This is a genomic window from Streptomyces sp. NPDC057428, assembly GCF_042803195.1.
In the GTDB taxonomy this organism is placed as follows: domain Bacteria; phylum Actinomycetota; class Actinomycetes; order Streptomycetales; family Streptomycetaceae; genus Streptomyces.
The window spans coordinates 53,827-72,661 of sequence record NZ_JBHVCT010000015.1; the positions used below are offsets into that span (position 1 = coordinate 53,827).

Below are 18,835 nucleotides of genomic sequence, written 5' to 3' on the forward strand. Positions count from 1 at the left end.
GGTGGAGTCGGGCTCTGTCGCGCCACCTGAGAGCACCAATTCCGCATAATGGAAGTTCACTTCTGCTATACGGAATCAACTTAGAGGCGCCTCACGCAGTCGTCAAGGGAGGGCGGAAAAGGGGCACCGGACATACGGCGGAGTGCTCCGTTCCCCTCCCCGGACGGTCGCTCCTGGTAGACGATGGGGGACGGAACGCGACCGCCGCGGGAGCGGCGAGGAAAGGGGCGGCACGTGGAGTCCGTACCGGTGCGCTGCCCGGTCTGCCACCGGGACCACGCCTACATCACGCCGGTGTACCCCTGCCCCTGCGGCTCGCCGACCGCCCCGCCGCTCATGCGCGGCGCCCCGGCCGTGCCCATCACCCACCGCACGTGGAACGACGACTGGGTGAGCGTGCGCTGCCACTCCTGCGGGCGGCACGACCAGTGGCCTCACCCCGAGCTCTGCTGCCCCTGCGGCGCGGTACTGCGGATCCCCGTACGCCCTGTCGCCACGAACCGAGTCGCGCCACCCGCCGCTTCCGGCCCCTCCCACATACCGCTGCCACGCACGGCCGCCCATCCGCGCCCGTCGTTCCGTCCCCTGGTGATACGCACCGCCCGCGACGCGGTGAGCACGGCCGCGCTGTATCTGCGATGGCTGGGCTACCGCGACGTGGTGCAGCCCGAGGCGCGGCCCACGTCCCGGATCGACCTCAGAGCCGCCGGCCTCATCGCCCAGGTCGACACGACGATCCGACCGACCGCCGTCCGCGACGTCGAGTGCTTATGGCTCAACGCACTCAACTCCTCCGTGTCCAGCGTGCTCTTCTCGCTGGCGGGTTACACCGACGAGGCCCGCTCACGGGCGGACGGGCTTGCCATCCCCCTGTTCGCCCTGGACCTCACGGGCACACCGCAGCCCGTCAACGGATCCGCCGACGAGTTGGTCAGCATCGGTCCCTGACGGCACGTCACATCACAGGCCCTCCCGCAGGCCCGCCGAGTCCCCACAGGATGATTTCGGTCACCTGTACCCCCCTGGCCTCATATGTTCGGCCTGTTGTCAGTATGAGGACGTAGAGTGAAGGCATGGTCTTAACTCCTCGGCATCCCACCCACTCCACCCCCGTTTTCCTGACCCAGCCCGCACACCCGTCCGCCGTCGAGGCGAACGACGCCATCCGCGCACTCGTGGACGCGCGGGCGGGCCAGGACTGGACGCCGGTGGAGGCCGCGGAGTACGAGGTACTGCTCATCGAGTGGGCGGCGGCCACCCAGGGCATCGGTTCCGGCGTCATCCAGGCCGCCTGACCCCTCGGTCGCGCAACGGCCTCCGGCACCCGGCCCTGAGTTACGCGCCGTACCCCTCCCGCAGTTCGACCTTCCGGACCTTCCCGCTCACCGTCATCGGGAACGCCTCCAGGATGCGCAACGCGCGCGGGATCTTGTAGTGGGCCAACTGCTCGCGACAGTGGGCCGCCACCTCTTCCAGGGTCGGCGGGTCCGCGAGGTCGCGGGGAATCACACAGGCCAGGATCTCCTCGCCGTACACGTCGTCGGGAACGCCCACGACCTGGACGTCCGCGATCTTGGGATGGCCGTAGAGGAATTCCTCGATCTCGCGCGGATAGACGTTCTCGCCCCCGCGGATGATCATGTCCTTGATCCGGCCCACGATCTGGACGTATCCGTCCTCCCGCATCACCGCGAGGTCCCCCGTGTGCATCCACCGTCCCGCGTCGACGACCTCGGCCGTCCGATCCGGCTGGTCCCAGTAGCCGAGCATCACGCTGTACCCACGGGTGCACAGCTCGCCGGCCTCACCGCGCGGCAGCGTCACCCCGGTCGCGGGGTCGGTCACCTTCACCTCGATGTGCGGCATCACACGGCCGACCGTGCCCGTACGACGCTCCAGATCGTCGTCCCGCCGCGTCTGGAGGGACACCGGAGAGGTCTCCGTCATGCCGTAGCAGATCGAGACCTCTTCCATGTGCATCTCCGCGACGACCCTCTTCATCACCTCGACCGGGCAGGGTGACCCGGCCATGATCCCGGTGCGGAGCGAGGAGAGGTCGTACGAGGAGAAGCCGGGCAGATCGAGCTCCGCGATGAACATGGTGGGCACCCCGTAGAGCGAGGTGCAGCGCTCCTCCTGCACGGCGGCCAGCACGGCGGCGGGCTCGAAGGCCGGGGCGGGGATCACGATGCAGGCGCCGTGCGAGGTGATGCCGAGGTTCCCCATGACCATGCCGAAGCAGTGGAAGAACGGCACCGGCAGGCAGACCCGGTCGTGCTCGGTGTAGGCCACCATCTCCCCGACGGAGTACCCGTTGTTGAGGATGTTGTGGTGGGAGAGCGTCGCACCCTTCGGGAAGCCGGTGGTGCCTGAGGTGTACTGGATGTTGATCGGGTCTTCACAGGACAACTCCGCCTCACGTCCGACGAGTTGTTCGGCGGTCACCGCGTCCGCGGCGCGCGTCAGCTCCTCCCAGGACGGGTCGCCGATGTAGTGGACGGCCCGCAGCGCGGGGCAGCCGGCCCGGACCTGCCCGACGAGCGCCCGGTAGTCGCTGGTGCGGTGGGCGAGCGAGGCGATCAGGAGGGAGATCCCGGCCTGGTCGAGCACGTACTTCAGCTCGTGGGCCCGGTAGGCCGGATTGATGTTGACCATGACGGCGCCGATGCGGGCCGTGGCGTACTGGACGAGGACCCATTCGGGACAGTTGACCGCCCAGATGCCCACCCGGTCGCCCTTGGCCACCCCGGACGCCATGAGCCCGCGGGCCAGTTCCTCCACGGCGGCGCCGAACTCCGCATAGGTCCAGCGGCGCCCGGACACCACGTCGACCAGGGCCTCCCGCTCCGGGAACGCGGCGACGGCGCGGTCCAGGTTCCGCCCGATCGTGTCGCCGAGGAGCGGGGTGTCGCCGGTGCCGTGCGCGTAGGACAGCTCATTCATCGCAGGTCTCCCTCGTCGTACTCGGTGCCCGTGCCCCGGGCAGTGCGCTCCCGCAGCTCGATCCTGCGGATCTTGCCGGAGACGGTCTTCGGCAGCTCGGCGAACTCCAGCCTGCGGACGCGCTTGTACGGGGCGAGGACCGCCCGCGAGTGCTCGAACAGCGCCTTGGCCGTGGCCGGCCCGGGCTCCCAGCCCTCCGCCAGCACGACGTACGCCTTCGGGACGGCGAGCCGCACGGGATCGGGGGCGGGCACGACCGCGGCCTCGGCCACCGCCTCGTGCTCCAACAGGGCGCTCTCCAGCTCGAACGGCGAGATCTTGTAGTCCGACGCCTTGAACACGTCGTCGGCCCGGCCCACGTAGGTGATGTAGCCGTCCTCGTCCCGGGAGCCGATGTCACCGGTCCGGTAGTAGCCGCCCGCCATCGCCTCCGCCGTGCGCTCCGGGTCGCCGTGGTAACCCGTCATCAGCCCGACCGGCGCGTGGGCAAGGTCGAGGGAGATCTCGCCCTCGGCCGCGCCGGGCTCCCCGGAGACCGGGTCGAGCAGGACGACGTCGAAGCCCGGGCAGGGCCGTCCCATGGAGCCGGCCTTGAGCAGTTGTCCAGGGGTGTTGGCGACCTGGACGGCGGTCTCCGTCTGGCCGAAGCCGTCGCGGATGGTCACGCCCCACGCCCGCCGGACGCTCTCGATGACCTCGGGGTTCAGCGGCTCACCGGCCGCGACGACCTCGCGCGGCGGGGTGTTCAGCTGCCCGAGGTCGGCCTGGATGAGCATTCGCCAGACCGTCGGAGGGGCGCAGAAGCTGGTCACGGACGAGCGGTCCATCTCCGCCATCAGCCGGGCGGCGTCGAACCGGTTGTAGTTGAAGATGAAGACGGTGGCCTCGGCGCTCCACGGCGCGAAGAGGTTGGACCACGCGTGCTTCGCCCAGCCGGGCGAGGAGATGTTCAGGTGGACGTCGCCGGGCTTGAGGCCGATCCAGTACATCGTGGACAGGTGGCCGACCGGGTAGGAGACATGCGTGTGCTCGACCAGCTTCGGGCTCGCCGTGGTACCGGAGGTGAAGTAGAGCATGAGGGGCTCGTCGGCGTCCGTCGGCCGGTCCGCCGTGAAGCCTTCCGGTGCCTCGTCGGCCCCGCTGTAGGAGAGCCAGCCGTCGGTGTCGGCGCCCACGGCGATCCGCGTGTAGGCGCCGGGCACCTCGTCGAACTTCGCCGTGTCCTCGGCTCGTACGAGCACGTGGCGGACCCGGCCGCGCTCCACCCGGTCGCGCAGGTCGAGTGGCCCCAGCAGCGGGGTCGCCGGGATGACGACGGCGCGCAGCTTCATCGCGGCCAGTGCCGTCTCCCACAGCTCGACCTGGTTGCCGAGCATGACGAGGATCCGGTCGCCCTCGGACACCCCCTGCTCCCGCAGCCAGTTCGCGGCCTGGGCGGAGCGGGCCGCCATGCGGGCGAAGGAGACCTCGGTGCGCCCGCCGTCCTCCTCCACGATGTGCAGGGCGGTGCGGTCGTTGCCCTCGGCGATGACGTCGAACCAGTCGAGCGCCCAGTTGAAGTGGTCGGGCCTGGGCCAGCTGAAGCCCTCGCAGGCCGCGGTGTAGTCCTCGCGGTGCTCGATCAGGAAGTCCCGGGCCGCCCGGAACGTCTCCGTCGCACTGGTTGCCGGCATGTGCCCTCCTCGTTGCGGACGCGTCCTTTAGCATCATGCAAACAGTGACCTGGATCTCACCACCCCCGAAAGGGGGGTACGGACGAAGGGGCGGGGCATCGGCGTGCCGGACACGGGCGAGGCGACCGAGCTGCGGGGGCTCTGCTGAGGCTGCGCAGGACCAGCGGCCTGCCGGTGGTGTTCGGCGGACTGCTGACCGGCACACGCCACGCGCGGATCGCCGAGCTGAGCGGGGCGCAGACCCCCGCGCTGCGCGGGCTCGTCATCTCGGCGGGCAGCGGGCTCGGCGGCAAGGCGATGGCCCTGTCCAGGGCGTGCGCGGTCACCGACTACAGGTCGTCCCGCCACATCAGCCACGAGTACGACACGGCTGTCGCGGCGGAGGGGCTGCGCTCGGTCGTCGCGGTGCCCGTCGTCGTGGGCCGCACGGTACGGGGCGTGCTGTACGGGGCTCTGCGGGAACCGCTCACCCTGGGGGACCGCACGTTCGACGTCGCGGCGTCGGCCGCCCGGGAGGTGGAGCAGGCCCTGGCGGTCCGCGACGAGGTGCACAGGCTCACCGCGGCCACCCGGAAGCAGGTCACCGACCCGGACGAGCGGCCCGGCACCTGGGAGGGCGTACGCGAGGCGCACCGCGAGCTGCGTGCCCTGGCGCCGAGGATCCTCGACCCGCACCTGCGCGGCGAACTGCTCGCCGTATGCGGCCGGCTCGCCTCGGCGGCCGGTGCGGGGGCCGACGGGGGCCCCGCGGTCCGGCGGATGCGGCTGACGCCGCGTGAGGTGGATGTACTCGCGTGCGTCGCCTCGGGCGCCACGAACGGCGCGACAGCCGAACGGCTCGGCCTGCGTCCCGAGACGGTGAAGAGCTACCTGCGCTCGGCGATGAGGAAGCTGGGGGCCCGCACCCGGCTGGAGGCCGTGGTGGCGGCGCGCCGCACGGGGCTGCTGCCCTGAGCGGGTTCCGGCCCTCCCGGGCCCCGGCGACGTGCCGCTCCCCGCGCGTCAGCCGCCGAAGTCGATGAAGGTGGCGAAGCGGACGTCGTACGCCGTCGCCGTGGACATCACTGTCAGCATCTCCACGGCCTCCTGGGTGATCTCGTCGCGCGCGGCCGGTGTGAGGGTGCCCAGCGCCTGCACGGTGACGGTCGCCTCGTCCGCCGTCTCGTCCAGGCGCCAGAGGGCTGCCAGGAAGCCGTCGACCAGGACGGTCCCGTAGGACTGGTTGCCCACGCCGTTACGCCCCTTGAACTCCGGTGGGATGACCCGGGTCCGGTCGGCGTGGCCGAGCAGGACGTTGTCGAACTCGGGCAGGAAGCGCGGCGGTGCCGGGGTGGCGGGATCGGGGCGGGGGGCGTCGGGCAGGTCGAAGAGCTCGGTCCCGCCCTCGTCGCGGAAGGTGGTGAGCCTGGGACGCAGGCGTTCGAACACCTCTCGCATCCGGGTGAGGCCCGCCCACCTCTGCATGTCCATCACGGAAGCCGGCCCGAAGGCACCGAGGTAACGCAGGACCGTGTCGTCGGGCGACGCGACCTGCTCCGACGGCCTGTCGAGCCAGTGTTCGGCGGTCGTCAGGGCGACCTGACCGCTGCGCCCCCACTGCCCGCGGGGGGTGACCTGGACCAGCGGGAGCCGGCAGCGCGCGGCCACCGCCAAGGCCCTCGGGTCGGCGTCCGGCCAGTGCGGGAGCAGGCTCTCCCGGAGTTCCTTCATGGTGCGTGGCCGTTCCTCGACGAGCTCCCTGGCAAGCGTGGCCAGCCGGTCCAGGTCCACCCCGGTGAGCCCGCGCCGGAACATGTTCAGCTCCCGGTCACGCGCCTGCTGGACGAGGGGCCGCAGTGTGAGCGCGTCTTCGGCGGTGTGGGTGTGGATGGTGGAACGCAGGGTCACGATCCTGACCACCTCGCGGGACTCCATCAGGGCCGACAGGTCCGCCGGGTCGAAGCCCTCCAGCCGCGCGAACAGCTGGAAGTACGGCGGCCGGGTGTTCTGTGCCTGCAGGCCCACGAGTCCGCCGACGGCCTCCTTCGCGGACACGGCGGAGCGACTCAAAAGCAACTGGCGTTCCAGGGTAGCCCTGTTGAGCGCGCGGGTGGAGAGCACGGGAGCGTGTGTGGCGACCATGGACCGCAGGCTACGCGGGCCCGGGTGCGGCGGTCCGGAAACGGCGACACTCGCGCCGTCCGCGGCGGCGCGGACATGAGGGCCCGGGCCCGCATGATGGGGTGGTGATCAGTGTCCTGTTCGCCGTGCTGACCGCGCTCAGCAACGGCTCCGCCTCGGTCCTGCAGCGCCGTGCCGCCCTCGACGTGCCCGACAGCGAGTCGATGCACCTGTCGTTGATCAGGCATCTGCTGCGCCAGAGGGTGTGGCTCGCCGGGATCGCCCTGGTGGTCGTCGCGGCTGTCTGCCAGGCGGTGGCGCTGGCGACGGGGCCCATCGCCGTCGTCCAGCCGATCTTCGTGATCGAGCTGCCCGCGACCCTGCTCATCGCCGGTTTCGTGCTGCGGACCCGGATGCCGCGTGCGGTCTGGGTGGGCGCGGCCGCCGTGACGGTCGGACTCGCCCTCGGCATGATCGCCGCCTCGCCGGTCGGCGGCAGCGACGAAGTGCAGGGCACGGTCTGGATCCCGGCGCTGGTGGCGACCGGCATCTTCGAGGCCGTGCTGATCGCCACCGCGCTCAGCACCTCGGGCAACACCCGGGGCGCCCTCCTCGGCCTTTCCGCCGCGTGCGGATACGCCCTGACCGCCGCGCTGATGAAGGACGCCATGAGCAGGCTCGACGACGCCGGCGTGCCGGGCCTGCTCACCGCGTGGCAGCTCTACGCCACGGCGGTGGCGGGGGTGGGCGCCCTGTTCCTCCTGCAGAACGCCCTCCAGGCCGGCACGCTGGTGGCGGTGCAGCCGATACTGACGCTCGGGGACGCGCTGATCAGCATCGCGTACGGCCTGACGCTGTTCGGGGAGACGATCCGCACCGGGTGGTGGCTGGTGCCCGAGCTGGCCGGACTGGCCATGATCACCGTCGGCTGCGTGGCCCTGGCGCATTCCCCCCTGGCGATGGGGGGGCCGCAGCCCCCGCCCCGGGTGAAGTGAGACGGTCAGGGCCGCCCGGCGGCGGGGACCTCCTCGCCGGGCGGCACGGGCCCGGGCGGGGTCCCGTCACCGAACGGCCGGCCGCCCAGCTGCTCCCGGTGGTGCGGCGTCAGCCAGCCCGACAGGTCCGGGCCGAGGGGCACGATGCCGGTCGGATTGATGCCGGTGTGCACCTGGTAGTAGTGCCGCTTGATGTGGTCGAAGTCGACGGTGTCGCCGAAGCCGGGGGTCTGGTAGAGGTCGCGGACGTACGCCCAGAGGACTGGGTCCTCGGCCAGCTTCGCGCGGTTGCACTTGAAGTGGCCGTGGTAGACGGGGTCGAAGCGCACCAGTGTGGTGAACAGCCGGATGTCCGCCTCGGTGATCGTTTCGCCGACGAGGTAGCGCCGGTCCGCGAGGCGTTCCGAGACCAGGTCGAGCCGCCGGAACAGGCCGGTGAAGGCCGCCTCGTACTCGCTCTGGCCGCTGGCGAAGCCGGTGCGGTAGACGCCGTTGTTGACGTCCCGGTAGATGCCCTCCATCACCGTGTCGATCTCGTCGCGCAGCGGTTCCGGGTAGAGGTCGGGTGCGCCGGGCCGGTGCAGGTCGGTCCATTCGGTGGCCAGGTCCAGCGTGATCTGCTGGTAGTCGTTGGTGACCAGGGACCTGGTCGGTACGTCCACGATCGCGGGCACGCTGACCCCGCCGGGGTAGTCGCGCTCCCGGGCGTCGTAGGCCTCGCTGAGGTAGTGGTGGCCGAGCACGGGGTCCCTGCCGCCCTCGTCGAGGGTGAAGCGCCAGCTGCGGTCGTCCTGGATGGGGTCCGTGACGGCCAGTGAGAGGGCGCTCTCCAGTCCGAGCAGCCTCCGGGAGACCAGTGCCCGGCTGGCCCAGGGGCAGGCGCGGCTGACGACGAGCCGGTAGCGCCCGGCCTCGACGGGCCAGCCGTCCCGTCCGTCGGCGGTGATCCGGTCGGCGAAGTGGCTACGGGAACGCTTGAAGGGCTTGTGACCGTAGGAGGTGTTCCCGTCCTTCTCCCCGGCGCTCGTGTCGCTCATCGTCTGCTCCTCGACTGGTCAGTGGCTTCGGACTCCGCTGGGCGTTTCTTCTCCCGCCTGCCCGCTCCGACGTCGGCGAGCGCCACGACCAGGGCCGCGAGGACGAAAGCGACCGAGACCAGGAGCCCGTGGTCGTACGCGGAGGCCCAGTTGCCCGGGCCCAGCCGCGCGAAGAAGACCGAGCCGACCGCGGCGATCCCGATGGCCGATCCGACGCGCTGGCTGGTCTGGAGGGTGCCGCCCGCGCTTCCGGCGTTGCTCACCGGCACCTGGGCGAGGGTGAGGGTCTGGTTGGGCGCGATGACGAGTCCGCTGCCCAGCCCCGCCAGCAGAAGGGGCGCGGCCATGGCGAGACCGGCGCCCCGCCCGGGTACGAGGTGTACGGCCAGCGCGGTGAGACCGAGGCCGGCCGCGACCATCGTCAGTCCTACGACGATGAGGGGTCGCCCGAAGCGGCCGACCAGCCGGCCGCCGATGCTCGCGGCGCCGCCTGCGCCGAGCGCGAACGGGGTGATCGCGAGGCCGGCCTCGAGTGCGCTGTAGCGCAGTCCGGCCTGGAGGTAGAGCGTGCTGATGAAGAAGATCGAGGTGAATCCGGCGAAGTAGAGAAGGATCATCAGACAGCCGAGCCAGAAGGACCGCAGGCGGAACAGCGCCAGGTCCAGGACCGGTTGGACCCCGCGCCCGGCGCAGCGGGACTCCCAGCCGACGAACGCGGTGAGCAAGGCGAGAGCTGCCGGCACGAGCAGCCATTTGTCGTTGCCCGGCCACTGCTGGGCCTGGACGAAGGGCAGCAGCAGGACGAGGACTCCGCCGCCGAGCAGCAGTACGCCTACCGGGTCCAGGTCTCGGGGCCGTACCCGGGTCGCCGACGGTGTGTCGGGGAGCAGACGCCAGGCCAGCACGAGGCACACGGCGCCGATCGGCAGGTTGACGTAGAACACCCACCGCCACCCCTCCTGGGCCCCCGCCATCTGGATCAGGAGGCCGCCGAGGAGCGGGCCGACGGCGGTGGAGATGCCGACCACGGTCCCGAACATGCCGAAGGCACGGCCCCGCTCGCGTCCCGAGAACATCTGCTGGATCAGGGCTGAGATCTGGGGCGAGAGCAGTCCGCCCGCCGCTCCCTGGAGCAGTCGTGCGACGACGAGCCACAGGCTGGACTGGGCGGCGCCGCAGGCGGCCGACGCCAGGGTGAACAGGGTCAGGCCCGCCATGAACACGGCGCGGCGGCCCCGGGCGTCGCCGAGTCGTCCCCCGGGGATGAGGACCAGCCCGAAGGCGAGGGCGTAGCCGGAGAGCACCCACTGGAGGTCGGACTCGGGGGTGTCGAGACCCTCCTTGATGGACGGGAGCGCCACATTGACGATGGACACGTCCAGCAGCGTCATGAAGCCCGCCACCAGACAGACCGCGAGAGCGCGCCAGCGACGGGGGTCAGAGGGGCCGGGCCCGGAAGTGGCTGTGTCCCGGTCACCCGTGCTCGCTGCCATGGTCCGCACCCTAGGCCGCGGTACGCCGATCGTCGCCCCGGGCGCGCCGTGCGGCCGGACGGCGTGCTTCTGTCAGCCGCGTGTCTCGAACGTCCAGTGGCCCATGGTCCTGATCTGGAGGTAACCGGGGGGCATCCGCTGGAGGCCGCCGCCGATGCTCACCCTGCGCACCGGTTCGAGCCGCTCGTCGAGCGCCCAGACGGCGAGTACGTCGAGCCCGCCGCGGGGTTCGTGCGTGAGCATGACGTCGGTCTCCGGCCCGGAGTGGTGGACGACGCCGTACCCGTGACCGGACACCGAACGGCCGAAGGCCGGTACCTGCTGGAGGTCCGTCGGTTCGATGTGCCAGCCGGTACGGTCCCCGGCGCTGACCAGGACGTAGCAGTGGCCCGCGCCCGATACCCACAGGGGCCCGACCACGGGTCGGCTGCGGCCACCGGTGTCCGCGGAGACGACGGTCCTGCCGTGCGCCTGCACAGTGCGGGTGGCGAGTTGGTCCTCGTCCCCGGTGAGCCTTCGCAGCCCGAGCAGCGCGGGCGGTCCCGCGTACCGGAACACCTCGCTGCCGTTGCCCTGCGCGGGGCCGGTGAGCACGGCGGCCGTCTCGACGGGATGGAGGCTCAGCCGCCAGTCGACGGCGTCCTCGATGCCGAGGGCGACCTCGCTCTCGCCGTTGCGGAAGAGCAGGGTCCTGCCGCGTGCGCCGTCCTGGCTGCCGCGCAGGAGCTGCTCGCCGTCGCCGTACTCGTCGATGATCCGGACCGTGTGGCCGAACACCGAACCCTCGCTCTCGACGGCGTAGTCGAGGAGGGCCGGCCGGCCGGGGGCCGGATTGGTGAGCATGACGACGCCTCGGCCGCGGCCCGTGCAGACGCCCGACGCCTGTGCGGGCGCCCGGTCGGGTACGGGCAGGGGCCTGACCTCGAGGGGCCAGGGGCCGTCCGCCTCTCTGCGCGGCGGCACAGGGCGCGAGCCCGCCTGCGGTGTCTCGGGCCGGGCCACTGTGAACGGGGCCTGCGGACGCGGCGCCGGGGGCCGTGCGGGTGCGCTCTGCTCCACGGCGATCCCGAAGTCCGTGACCAGACCTGCGAGTCCGGACGCGTGTCCCCGGCCCACGGCGCGGAACCTCCATCCGCCGTCACGCCGGTAGAACTCGCCCAGGACGAAGGCCGTCTCCGTGGCGGCGTCCGTGACCGAGTAGTACGCCACCGTCGACCCGTCCGGCGTCATGCTCTGCAGGGAGAGGTCCGCCACCTGCCCGAAGAAGCCGCCCTCGCAGGAACCCGCCACCACCAGTCGCCGCACCGCGGGCTCGATCCGTGGGAGGTCGATCTCCAGCCACTCGGCGATCCGCCCGTCGCCCTCCACCGGGCCCATGTGCCGAACGGTGCCCGACGGATGGACCGGCTGGTTGTAGAAGACCAGGTCACGATCGCCCCGGACCTTGCCGTTCGCGTCGAGCAGCAGGACGGAAGCGTCCACCACGGGCGCGCCCGGGACGTGCCTGCGGCAGACCGCCACGCGGAGCGGGGCAGTCGGCACTGGTGTGTTGGCGCCCTTGGTCATGTCGGTCATCCCTTCATGCTGCCAGTGAAGATATGGTGAAGTCGATGGGTCGAAGTCGCGAAGACCGTCAGGAGAGCCCGTCGGGTCCACTCCCCTGCTGTCTCCTCAACTCCCCGCACTGGGCGGCATATTGCGGCACCTGCCTGGCGTGGGACGCCCCATCGGGGGTACCGGTGGAGCATGACTGTCGGGAAAACGAGTGTTCTGGTCCTGGACTGCGCCGAGCCGCTGGAGCTCGCCGACTTCTATGCGTCCCTCCTCGGAGCCGAGACACGAATAGGCAGCGATCCCGACTTCGTCGAGATCGTCGGCAACACCGGGGTCCACCTGGCCGTGCGCCGCGATCACGGTTACGCGCCGCCGAGCTGGCCGCGTCCGGAGGACTCCCAGCAGGCGCATCTGCGCATCCTGGTGGACGCGGGGGACATGGACGAGGCCGAGCGTGAGGCGATCGGGCTCGGCGCCCGTCCCGTGGACACGGGTGACAGCAACAGCGGCCCGCGCGACGTCCGCGTCTACACCGACCCGGCCGGGCACTCGTTCTCGCTGTCCGTGTACCCGGCCCGCATCCCGGAGAGCCGCTAGAGAACCCGTGGCGGCGCGGGGCCCAGCGCGCGTGGGCTCCCGTCGTCTCACGGACCGGCGGGCGGTCGCTGCCGAAGTCCGGTGCCAACGGGAGGCGATGACGCCCGGAATTAACCTCCGGTCTCTTGCCACCACCGGTCTACGCGCATAGTTTTTGGCCCCTCACTACACATTTGGGGGCAGTTCCCGTGCACATAGCCAGACCCGGCTCCGCCCTGCTGGCCACCGCCGTCACCGTGACCCTTTCGGTGACCGCGCTGCCCTCCGCCTTCGCGGCACCGTCGTCGTCGGCCGTCATCTCCGAGGTGTACGGCGGCGGGGGCAACTCCGGTGCGACGCTCACCCGCGACTACATCGAGCTGGCCAACGCCGGCGGGAGCGCCTTCGCCCTGTCGGGCTTCAGCGTCCAGTACCTTCCGGGAACTCCCTCCACCGGCTCGCTGTGGCAGGTCTCCGCACTGTCCGGCGCAGTCGCGCCCGGCGGCCGCTACCTCGTGGCCCAGGCCGTGGGTACCGGCGGCACGGTGGCCCTGCCGACACCCGACGCCACCGGCACCGTCGCGATGTCCGCGGCGAGCGGCACCGTCGCGCTCGTCTCCGGCACGACGCCGCTGACCTGCAAGACCCCTGCGGAATGTGCCGCCGACGCACGGATTGTCGACCTCGTGGGCTACGGCTCCGCGGTCGTCCGCGAAGGCAGCGGCCCTGCGGCGGGCGCCTCGGCCACCGCCTCCGTGGCGCGCGGTACGTCCCTGGCGGACACGGACGACAACGCCGCCGACCTGACCGCGGGCGCCCCGACGCCGGTCAACGCGGCCGGCGAGAGCTCCGGCGGCACGGGTCCGGGCGAGCCCGGCGGACCGACCGAGCCGGGTACCGTGCGCGTGCACGACATCCAGGGCACGACCCGGCTCTCCCCGCTCGCCGGGCAGCCGGTGGCCGGTGTCCCCGGCGTCGTCACGGGCGTACGGACCACCGGATCGCGGGGCTTCTGGATCCAGGACACCGCACCGGACGCCGACCCGCGCACGAGCGAGGGCGTGTTCGTCTATACCGGTTCCGCCGCCCCGGCGGTCAGCGTCGGCGACTCGGTCCTGGTCAGCGGCAAGGTGGCCGAGTACTACCCGGCCACCGGCGCCCAGTCGCTGACCCAGATCACCGCCCCGCTCGTCACGGTCCTCTCCTCGGGCAACGCGCTGCCCGACGCGGTCGTGCTCGACGCCACCTCGGTGCCGGACGCCTACGTGCCCACGGCCGGCGGCGGATCGGTCGAGGCTCTGGCCCTCGACCCGTCGGCCTACGCCCTGGACCTCTACGAGTCGCTCGAAGGCACTCGCGTCACGATGGCGGACACCCGGGTGACTGGTGCGACGACGGCGTACGGCGAGGTGTGGGTGACGGTGAAGTCGCGGGAGAACCCCACGCGGCGCGGAGGCACGCTCTACTCCTCCTACGAGGACCAGAACACCGGCCGCCTGAAGGTGATGTCGCTGGACGCGGCGCGGCCCGTCCCGGTCGCCGATGTGGGCGACGTGCTGACCGGCGCCACCACCGGCGTCGTCGACTACGCCTCCTACGGCGGCTACAACGTCCAGGCCACCGAGCTCGGCACGCTGAAGGACAACGGCCTGAAGCGCGAGGTGACGCGGAAGCAGAAGCAGAGGGAGCTCGCCGTCGCCACGTACAACGTGGAGAACCTGGACGCGGGCGACGCGCAGGAGAAGTTCGACACGCTCGCCCGTGGTGTGGCCGTCGCTCTCGCGGCCCCCGACATCGTGTCGCTGGAGGAGATCCAGGACGACAACGGGGCTGTCAACGACGGGACCGTGGGCTCCGAGGCGACCCTGAAGCGCTTCACGGACGCGATCGTCGCGGCGGGCGGCCCCCGGTACTCCTGGCGCTACGTGTCACCCCAGGACGGCAAGGACGGCGGTGAGCCCGGCGGCAACATCCGTAACGTCTTCCTCTTCAACCCCGGACGGGTCGACTTCGTGGACCGTCCGGGCGGTGACGCCACCACCGCGGTCACCGCGGTGAAGACCAGGAGGGGCGCCACCCTCTCGGTGTCGCCCGGCCGGATCAACCCCACGAGCACGGCCTGGGACAGCAGCCGCAAGCCGTTGGTGGGCGAGTTCCGCTTCCGCGGTGAGCCGGTCTTCGTCATCGCGAACCACTTCGCGTCCAAAGGCGGCGACCAGTCCCTGCACGGCCGCTACCAGGAGCCGGCGCGCAGCTCCGAGACGCAGCGCGTCCGGCAGGCCGCGGAGGTCAACACCTTCGTCACCTCGCTGCTCAAGGCGGACAAGTCGGCCCGGGTGGTCGCACTGGGCGACCTGAACGACTTCGCGTTCTCCCCCACTATGAAGGCGCTGACCAGCGGCAAGGTGCTCAAGCCCCTGATCACGACGCTGCCCGCCCGCGAGCAGTACAGCTACGTCTACGACGGCAACTCGCAGACGCTGGACCACATCCTGACCAGCCCCGCGGTGCGTCGCTTCGACTACGACGTGGTGCACATCAACGCGGAGTTCGCCGACCAGGCGAGCGACCACGACCCGCAGATCGTGCGGATCGACGTGAAGGGCCACGGGCACCGGCGCTGATGCCCCCGGGTGGCGGCTCCGGGGGGCCGCCACCCAAACCGGCCCCCAGGGCAGGGTTCACGCGGGGGCGGGTTCCGCGGCAGCGGGCGCCCCGTGCTGGTGCGGGAGCAGGGCCGCGGCGTGTTCGAGCGGCTGATCGGTGAAGAAGCGGGTCACCAGGGCGGCGACCTCGTCGGACCGCTCCAGCACGACCCAGTGGTCGGACTCCGGCAGGGTGAGGAAGCGGCTGCCCTCGATCGTGGCGGCGAACTCCCGTTGCAGCGCGGGCGAGGTGACCGTGTCGTGCTCCCCCGCGAAGACCAGGGCGGGTACGCCCGAGAGCCCGCCGGAGAAGTCCGGCCGGTCCCCCAGCGCCCGCCGGAGCGAGTCGGCAGCGTGCCCGGAATGGGCCAGTGCGTGCAGAAACGACCGGCGTACGTAACGCCGGGCCAGCTCCCTGCGGTGCACGGGACGCTCCGGATCCAGGCACATCAGACCGTCGGCGGCGAGCGCCGCGAAGCCTTCCGCGTCCCCCTCCGCCAGGGCCGCGGTGGCGCGGTGCCAGTAGTTCCGGCGCTCCTCACCGATGTGCACGGGCACTCCCCCGAGGACGAGCCTGGCGACCCGCCCGGGGTCGTGCTGTGCGTAACCGAAGGCGATGGCCGCGCCGTAGGAGAAGCCGAAGAGGTTGATCCGGGACGCCCCCAGGTCGTCGATGATCGCGCCCACCGCCGCGCGCAGTACGGGGGCACTGGGGCCGGGAGGCAGCGGGTCCGCCGTGCCCATGCCCGGCAGGTCGGCGGTCACCACATCGGCCACCGGGCCCAGATGATCGTCCATCTGCGGCCACCCGAACATGCCCTGCAGCGCGCCTCCGATGACGAGGACCGGCTCGGTCCCCGGCTGTTCGCGCCCGGCCGGATCGCGGGGCATGACCCGGTAGCCGTAGCGCAGTCCGTCCACGGTCAGGGACCGGATGATCTCTTCGCGCATGGTGCTCCTCGTCTCCGTCAGGCCCTGGTGAGCACGAGTGCCGCGTTGTGACCGCCAAAGCCCAGCGACGTCTTGACCGCGCACTCGAACGAGGCGTGCCGGGCCTCCTTGCTCACCACCTCGACCGGGATCGCGGGGTCGGGGGCGTCGAGGTTGGCGGTCGGCGGGACGATCTGGTGCTGGAGCGCGAGGACGGTGAGCGCCGTCTCGATGCCGCCGGCCGCACCCAGCGTGTGCCCGGTCATGGCCTTCGTGGATGTGACGAGAGGACTTTCACCGAGGACCCGGCGGAGCATCACCGTCTCGATGATGTCGTTGGCGACCGTGGAGGTGCCGTGGGCGTTGACGTGTCCCACGTCCAGCGCTTCGATGTCCGCGTCGGCCAGCGCGGTGCGCAGCGCCCGCTCGATGCCCAGCCCGTCGGGGTCGGGCGCGACGGCGGAATGGGCGTCGCTGGACGCCCCGTAACCCGCGACACGGGCGCGGACCGTGGCGCCGCGGGCCAGTGCGTGCTCGGGCCGCTCCATGACCAGGAGGCCGGCGCCCTCACCGACGACGAACCCGTCGCGGTGGATGTCGAAGGGGCGGCAGGCTCCCTGGGGGTCGTCGCGGCGGGTGGAGACGGCCCGCATCTGGCAGGCGCTGGCGATCAGCAGCCGGGAGAGGACCGATTCGGCGCCGCCCGCGATGACGATGTCGCAGGCACCGGTGCGGAGCATCTGGTGAGCGGTGCCGATGGCCACCGTCCCCGACGAGCAGGCGGTGGAGACCGCCTGGCTCGGCCCGTGCACGCCCAGGTCCATTGCGACGCTGCTGGCGGCCCCGTTGACTACGCAGAGCGGCGCGAGCTTCGGGGAGACGCGCCGTGCGCCGCGTTCGGTGAGGAGGGTGTGCTGCTCGTCGTAGAACGGGAGGCCGCCGTGGGCGGAACCGATGACGACCGCGACCCTGCCACTGTCCCAGACCGAGGGGTCGAGCCCCGCGTCGGCGACCGCCTCGCGGGCTGCGATCACGGCGAGTTGCGAGAAGCGGTCCATCAACCTCTGTGCGGCGACGCCCAGGACCGCCTTCGTGTCCAGGCCGGTCACGGTGTACATGAAGTTGCAAGGCAGTCCGGCGAGTTCGGGGAGGTGCGGGACCGACGGCGCGAGCGCGGTGTCGCACACCCCACGCCAGGCGGCATCGGCACCCACGCCGGCGGCGGTGACCAGCCCGACGCCGGTGACCGCGGCACTGAACGGCTCGATGCCCGGCCGGGCGGGCCGCCGTGCGAACGGCCCCCGGCCCGTCACGCGCCGGCCTTGCCGGTGACGGCCGCGACCAGATGACCGACCGTGTCACGCGACGACAGGACGACGTCCTCCAGATCGACCTCCATCCGGTCCTCGATGAGCAGCCTGAGCTCCTCCAGGGCAAGGGAGTCCAGCCGCAGCTGACGGAGCGGCACTTCCGGCCGGATGTCCTGCGGATCGGTTCCGAACCTGGTGACGAGCAAGGCGCTGATCTCTTCCGAGGTGCTCATGGGGACGCTCCTCCGCTCTCGGTACGCGGTGACGCCGGCCGCGTGGTGGGTGAGATGGCCATCGGGGGACGCCGGCTGCTCGGGAGGGACCCTTTATACGCCTTCGCGGCCGGATCTCCGCCCCCGGTTCCCCCGTGAGGAGGGGGGACGGGCAGGTGTGCGATTCCGGCGCGCGGCGGGGACGGGTGACACGATGGGCACGGACGTACGGACGCGACGACCCCACCGGAGGACGGAAGAGCCATGACGCAGCTGGGGCACGACGCGGGGGTACAGGTAAGCCCGGCCAACTGGGTGGCGAGGCAGGCCGAGTTGTACGAGTCCTCGGGCGGGACGAAGGGCACCACCCAACTCGGGGTGCCCTGCCTGCTGCTGGGGCGTGGAGGAGGCTTCCCAACAGGCCTCCCCACAAAGGGCCTTGAGCCGTACACTCCGCGATCATGACCTTCGAAACGGTGTACACCGACGCGCCCATGCTCGACGGGCCCGCCCTCTTCCCGACGATGTCCACGATGCGCGCCATGCGCCGCCTCAAGCCGGACCCGGTTCCGGAGGAGACCCTCGATCAGCTCATACAGGCCGCCGTATGGGCACCGAGTGGTGGCAACATGCAGGCCTACGAGTACGTCGTCGTCACGGACCGCGGGGTGATGTCCGATCTCGCCCCGCTGTGGAAACGGTGCGTGGACGCCTACCTCGCGACGACCGGCAAGCACGCGCCGGAGGGTATGGACGCCGCGGCCTACGGGCGGATGGTGGCGGCCATCGAGCACCAGCGCGACCACTTCGCGGACACCCCCGCCCTGATCATCCCCTGTTACAAGTTCCCGGAGCCGAGGTTCGACGCCGAGGGTCTCGCGGCGTACGCCGAGTCACTCGGCCCCGCGGGGCTGGAGCACATGGCGGGCACGCAGGAGCGCTTCCAGGCGCTCGCCGAGGGCTCCTGCGTCTACCCGGGGGTCCAGAACGTCCTGCTCGCGGCGCGGGCGCTGGGACTCGCGGCCAACGTGACCATCTGGCACCTGATGCTGGAGCAGGAGTGGAAGAAGGTGCTCGGCATCCCCGCGGACACACACACCTTCGCGGCCATCCCGGTGGGATGGCCGCAGGGCAACTTCGGCCCGGTGCGGCGCCGCCCGGTGGCGGATGTCGTCCACCGGAACCGCTGGTAGAGACACCCGGCGGGCCGCCACCTTCACGACGAGTGACGGCCCGCCCGGACAGCTCGCTCCTGGAGTTGACAGTGACGCGGCCACTCCCGCCGGGGTGGGCCTGGAGGTCCGAGCCGGAAGACACAACTCCATTGGAGTGAAAGGGATTTGGACACGCGTACGCATCGCTGTCAT

16 protein-coding genes are annotated in these 18,835 nt (G+C 71.5%); 7 read left to right on the forward strand and 9 right to left on the reverse strand.

What is annotated here, in order from left to right; all coding sequences use genetic code 11:
• Positions 1-234 precede the first annotated feature (234 nt).
• Entirely contained in the window at positions 235-948 is a 714-nt protein-coding gene (locus ACFU5K_RS08855; RefSeq protein ID WP_384058365.1) for a hypothetical protein, read from the forward strand.
• A gap of 125 nt (positions 949-1,073) precedes the next feature.
• The gene (locus ACFU5K_RS08860) at positions 1,074-1,295 is read left to right on the forward strand and encodes a hypothetical protein (RefSeq protein ID WP_384058367.1); all 222 of its coding nucleotides are present in this window, start codon (positions 1,074-1,076) and stop codon (positions 1,293-1,295) included.
• Between the two features lie 40 nt (positions 1,296-1,335).
• On the opposite strand, the gene ACFU5K_RS08865 is transcribed toward ACFU5K_RS08860, so the two are convergent.
• Both ACFU5K_RS08865 and ACFU5K_RS08870 read right to left on the reverse strand, forming a co-directional pair.
• Positions 1,336-2,943, reverse strand: a complete 1,608-nt coding sequence (locus ACFU5K_RS08865; protein WP_384058368.1) for an AMP-binding protein — start codon at positions 2,941-2,943, stop codon at positions 1,336-1,338.
• The gene (locus ACFU5K_RS08870; protein WP_384058369.1) at positions 2,940-4,616 is read right to left on the reverse strand and encodes an AMP-binding protein; all 1,677 of its coding nucleotides are present in this window, start codon (positions 4,614-4,616) and stop codon (positions 2,940-2,942) included. The genes ACFU5K_RS08865 and ACFU5K_RS08870 overlap by 4 nt, the downstream gene beginning before the upstream one ends.
• Positions 4,617-4,790: 174 nt before the next feature.
• Between ACFU5K_RS08870 and ACFU5K_RS08875 the strand changes: the two genes are divergently transcribed.
• A complete protein-coding gene (locus tag ACFU5K_RS08875) occupies positions 4,791-5,570 on the forward strand; it encodes a response regulator transcription factor (protein WP_384058371.1) in 780 nt (259 codons plus the stop codon).
• A gap of 48 nt (positions 5,571-5,618) precedes the next feature.
• Here ACFU5K_RS08875 and ACFU5K_RS08880 read toward each other — a convergent pair whose 3' ends face one another.
• Positions 5,619-6,737, reverse strand: a complete 1,119-nt coding sequence (locus tag ACFU5K_RS08880; RefSeq protein ID WP_384058373.1) for a winged helix DNA-binding domain-containing protein — start codon at positions 6,735-6,737, stop codon at positions 5,619-5,621.
• A 104-nt stretch (positions 6,738-6,841) separates the two neighbouring features.
• Here ACFU5K_RS08880 and ACFU5K_RS08885 point away from each other — a divergent pair, with 104 nt between their 5' ends.
• Positions 6,842-7,711, forward strand: a complete 870-nt coding sequence (locus ACFU5K_RS08885; RefSeq protein ID WP_384058375.1) for a DMT family transporter — start codon at positions 6,842-6,844, stop codon at positions 7,709-7,711.
• 5 nt (positions 7,712-7,716) lie between these two features.
• Here the strand turns inward: ACFU5K_RS08885 and ACFU5K_RS08890 are convergent, their stop codons facing one another.
• The 3 genes from ACFU5K_RS08890 to ACFU5K_RS08900 all read right to left on the reverse strand — a co-directional run bounded on the left by ACFU5K_RS08890 (position 7,717) and on the right by ACFU5K_RS08900 (position 11,816).
• Entirely contained in the window at positions 7,717-8,748 is a 1,032-nt protein-coding gene (locus tag ACFU5K_RS08890; RefSeq protein ID WP_384058377.1) for a glutathione S-transferase family protein, read from the reverse strand.
• Entirely contained in the window at positions 8,745-10,241 is a 1,497-nt protein-coding gene (locus ACFU5K_RS08895) for an MFS transporter (protein ID WP_384058379.1), read from the reverse strand. Before ACFU5K_RS08895 ends, ACFU5K_RS08890 begins: the two co-directional genes overlap by 4 nt.
• Positions 10,242-10,313: 72 nt before the next feature.
• Positions 10,314-11,816, reverse strand: a complete 1,503-nt coding sequence (locus ACFU5K_RS08900) for a TerD family protein (protein WP_384058381.1) — start codon at positions 11,814-11,816, stop codon at positions 10,314-10,316.
• 171 nt (positions 11,817-11,987) lie between these two features.
• On the opposite strand from ACFU5K_RS08900, the gene ACFU5K_RS08905 reads away from it, so the two are divergent.
• Both ACFU5K_RS08905 and ACFU5K_RS08910 read left to right on the forward strand, forming a co-directional pair.
• The gene (locus ACFU5K_RS08905) at positions 11,988-12,392 is read left to right on the forward strand and encodes a VOC family protein (RefSeq protein ID WP_384058383.1); all 405 of its coding nucleotides are present in this window, start codon (positions 11,988-11,990) and stop codon (positions 12,390-12,392) included.
• Positions 12,393-12,580: 188 nt separating this feature from the next.
• Positions 12,581-14,995, forward strand: coding sequence for an endonuclease/exonuclease/phosphatase family protein (locus ACFU5K_RS08910; RefSeq protein ID WP_384058385.1), 2,415 nt, complete (start codon positions 12,581-12,583; stop codon positions 14,993-14,995).
• Between the two features lie 57 nt (positions 14,996-15,052).
• Here ACFU5K_RS08910 and ACFU5K_RS08915 read toward each other — a convergent pair whose 3' ends face one another.
• Genes ACFU5K_RS08915 through ACFU5K_RS08925 form a run of 3 tightly spaced genes read right to left on the reverse strand, consistent with a single transcriptional unit; the run spans position 15,053 to position 17,489 of the window.
• The gene (locus tag ACFU5K_RS08915) at positions 15,053-15,967 is read right to left on the reverse strand and encodes an alpha/beta fold hydrolase (RefSeq protein WP_384058386.1); all 915 of its coding nucleotides are present in this window, start codon (positions 15,965-15,967) and stop codon (positions 15,053-15,055) included.
• Between the two features lie 17 nt (positions 15,968-15,984).
• The gene (locus ACFU5K_RS08920; RefSeq protein WP_384058388.1) at positions 15,985-17,259 is read right to left on the reverse strand and encodes a beta-ketoacyl-[acyl-carrier-protein] synthase family protein; all 1,275 of its coding nucleotides are present in this window, start codon (positions 17,257-17,259) and stop codon (positions 15,985-15,987) included.
• Positions 17,256-17,489, reverse strand: coding sequence for an acyl carrier protein (locus tag ACFU5K_RS08925; protein WP_384058389.1), 234 nt, complete (start codon positions 17,487-17,489; stop codon positions 17,256-17,258). The genes ACFU5K_RS08920 and ACFU5K_RS08925 overlap by 4 nt, the downstream gene beginning before the upstream one ends.
• A gap of 440 nt (positions 17,490-17,929) precedes the next feature.
• On the opposite strand from ACFU5K_RS08925, the gene ACFU5K_RS08930 reads away from it, so the two are divergent.
• Positions 17,930-18,661 carry a nitroreductase family protein gene (locus ACFU5K_RS08930; RefSeq protein WP_384058390.1) on the forward strand — a complete coding sequence of 244 codons (732 nt, stop codon included), beginning with the start codon at positions 17,930-17,932 and terminating at the stop codon, positions 18,659-18,661.
• The last annotated feature ends 174 nt before the right edge of the window (positions 18,662-18,835 follow it).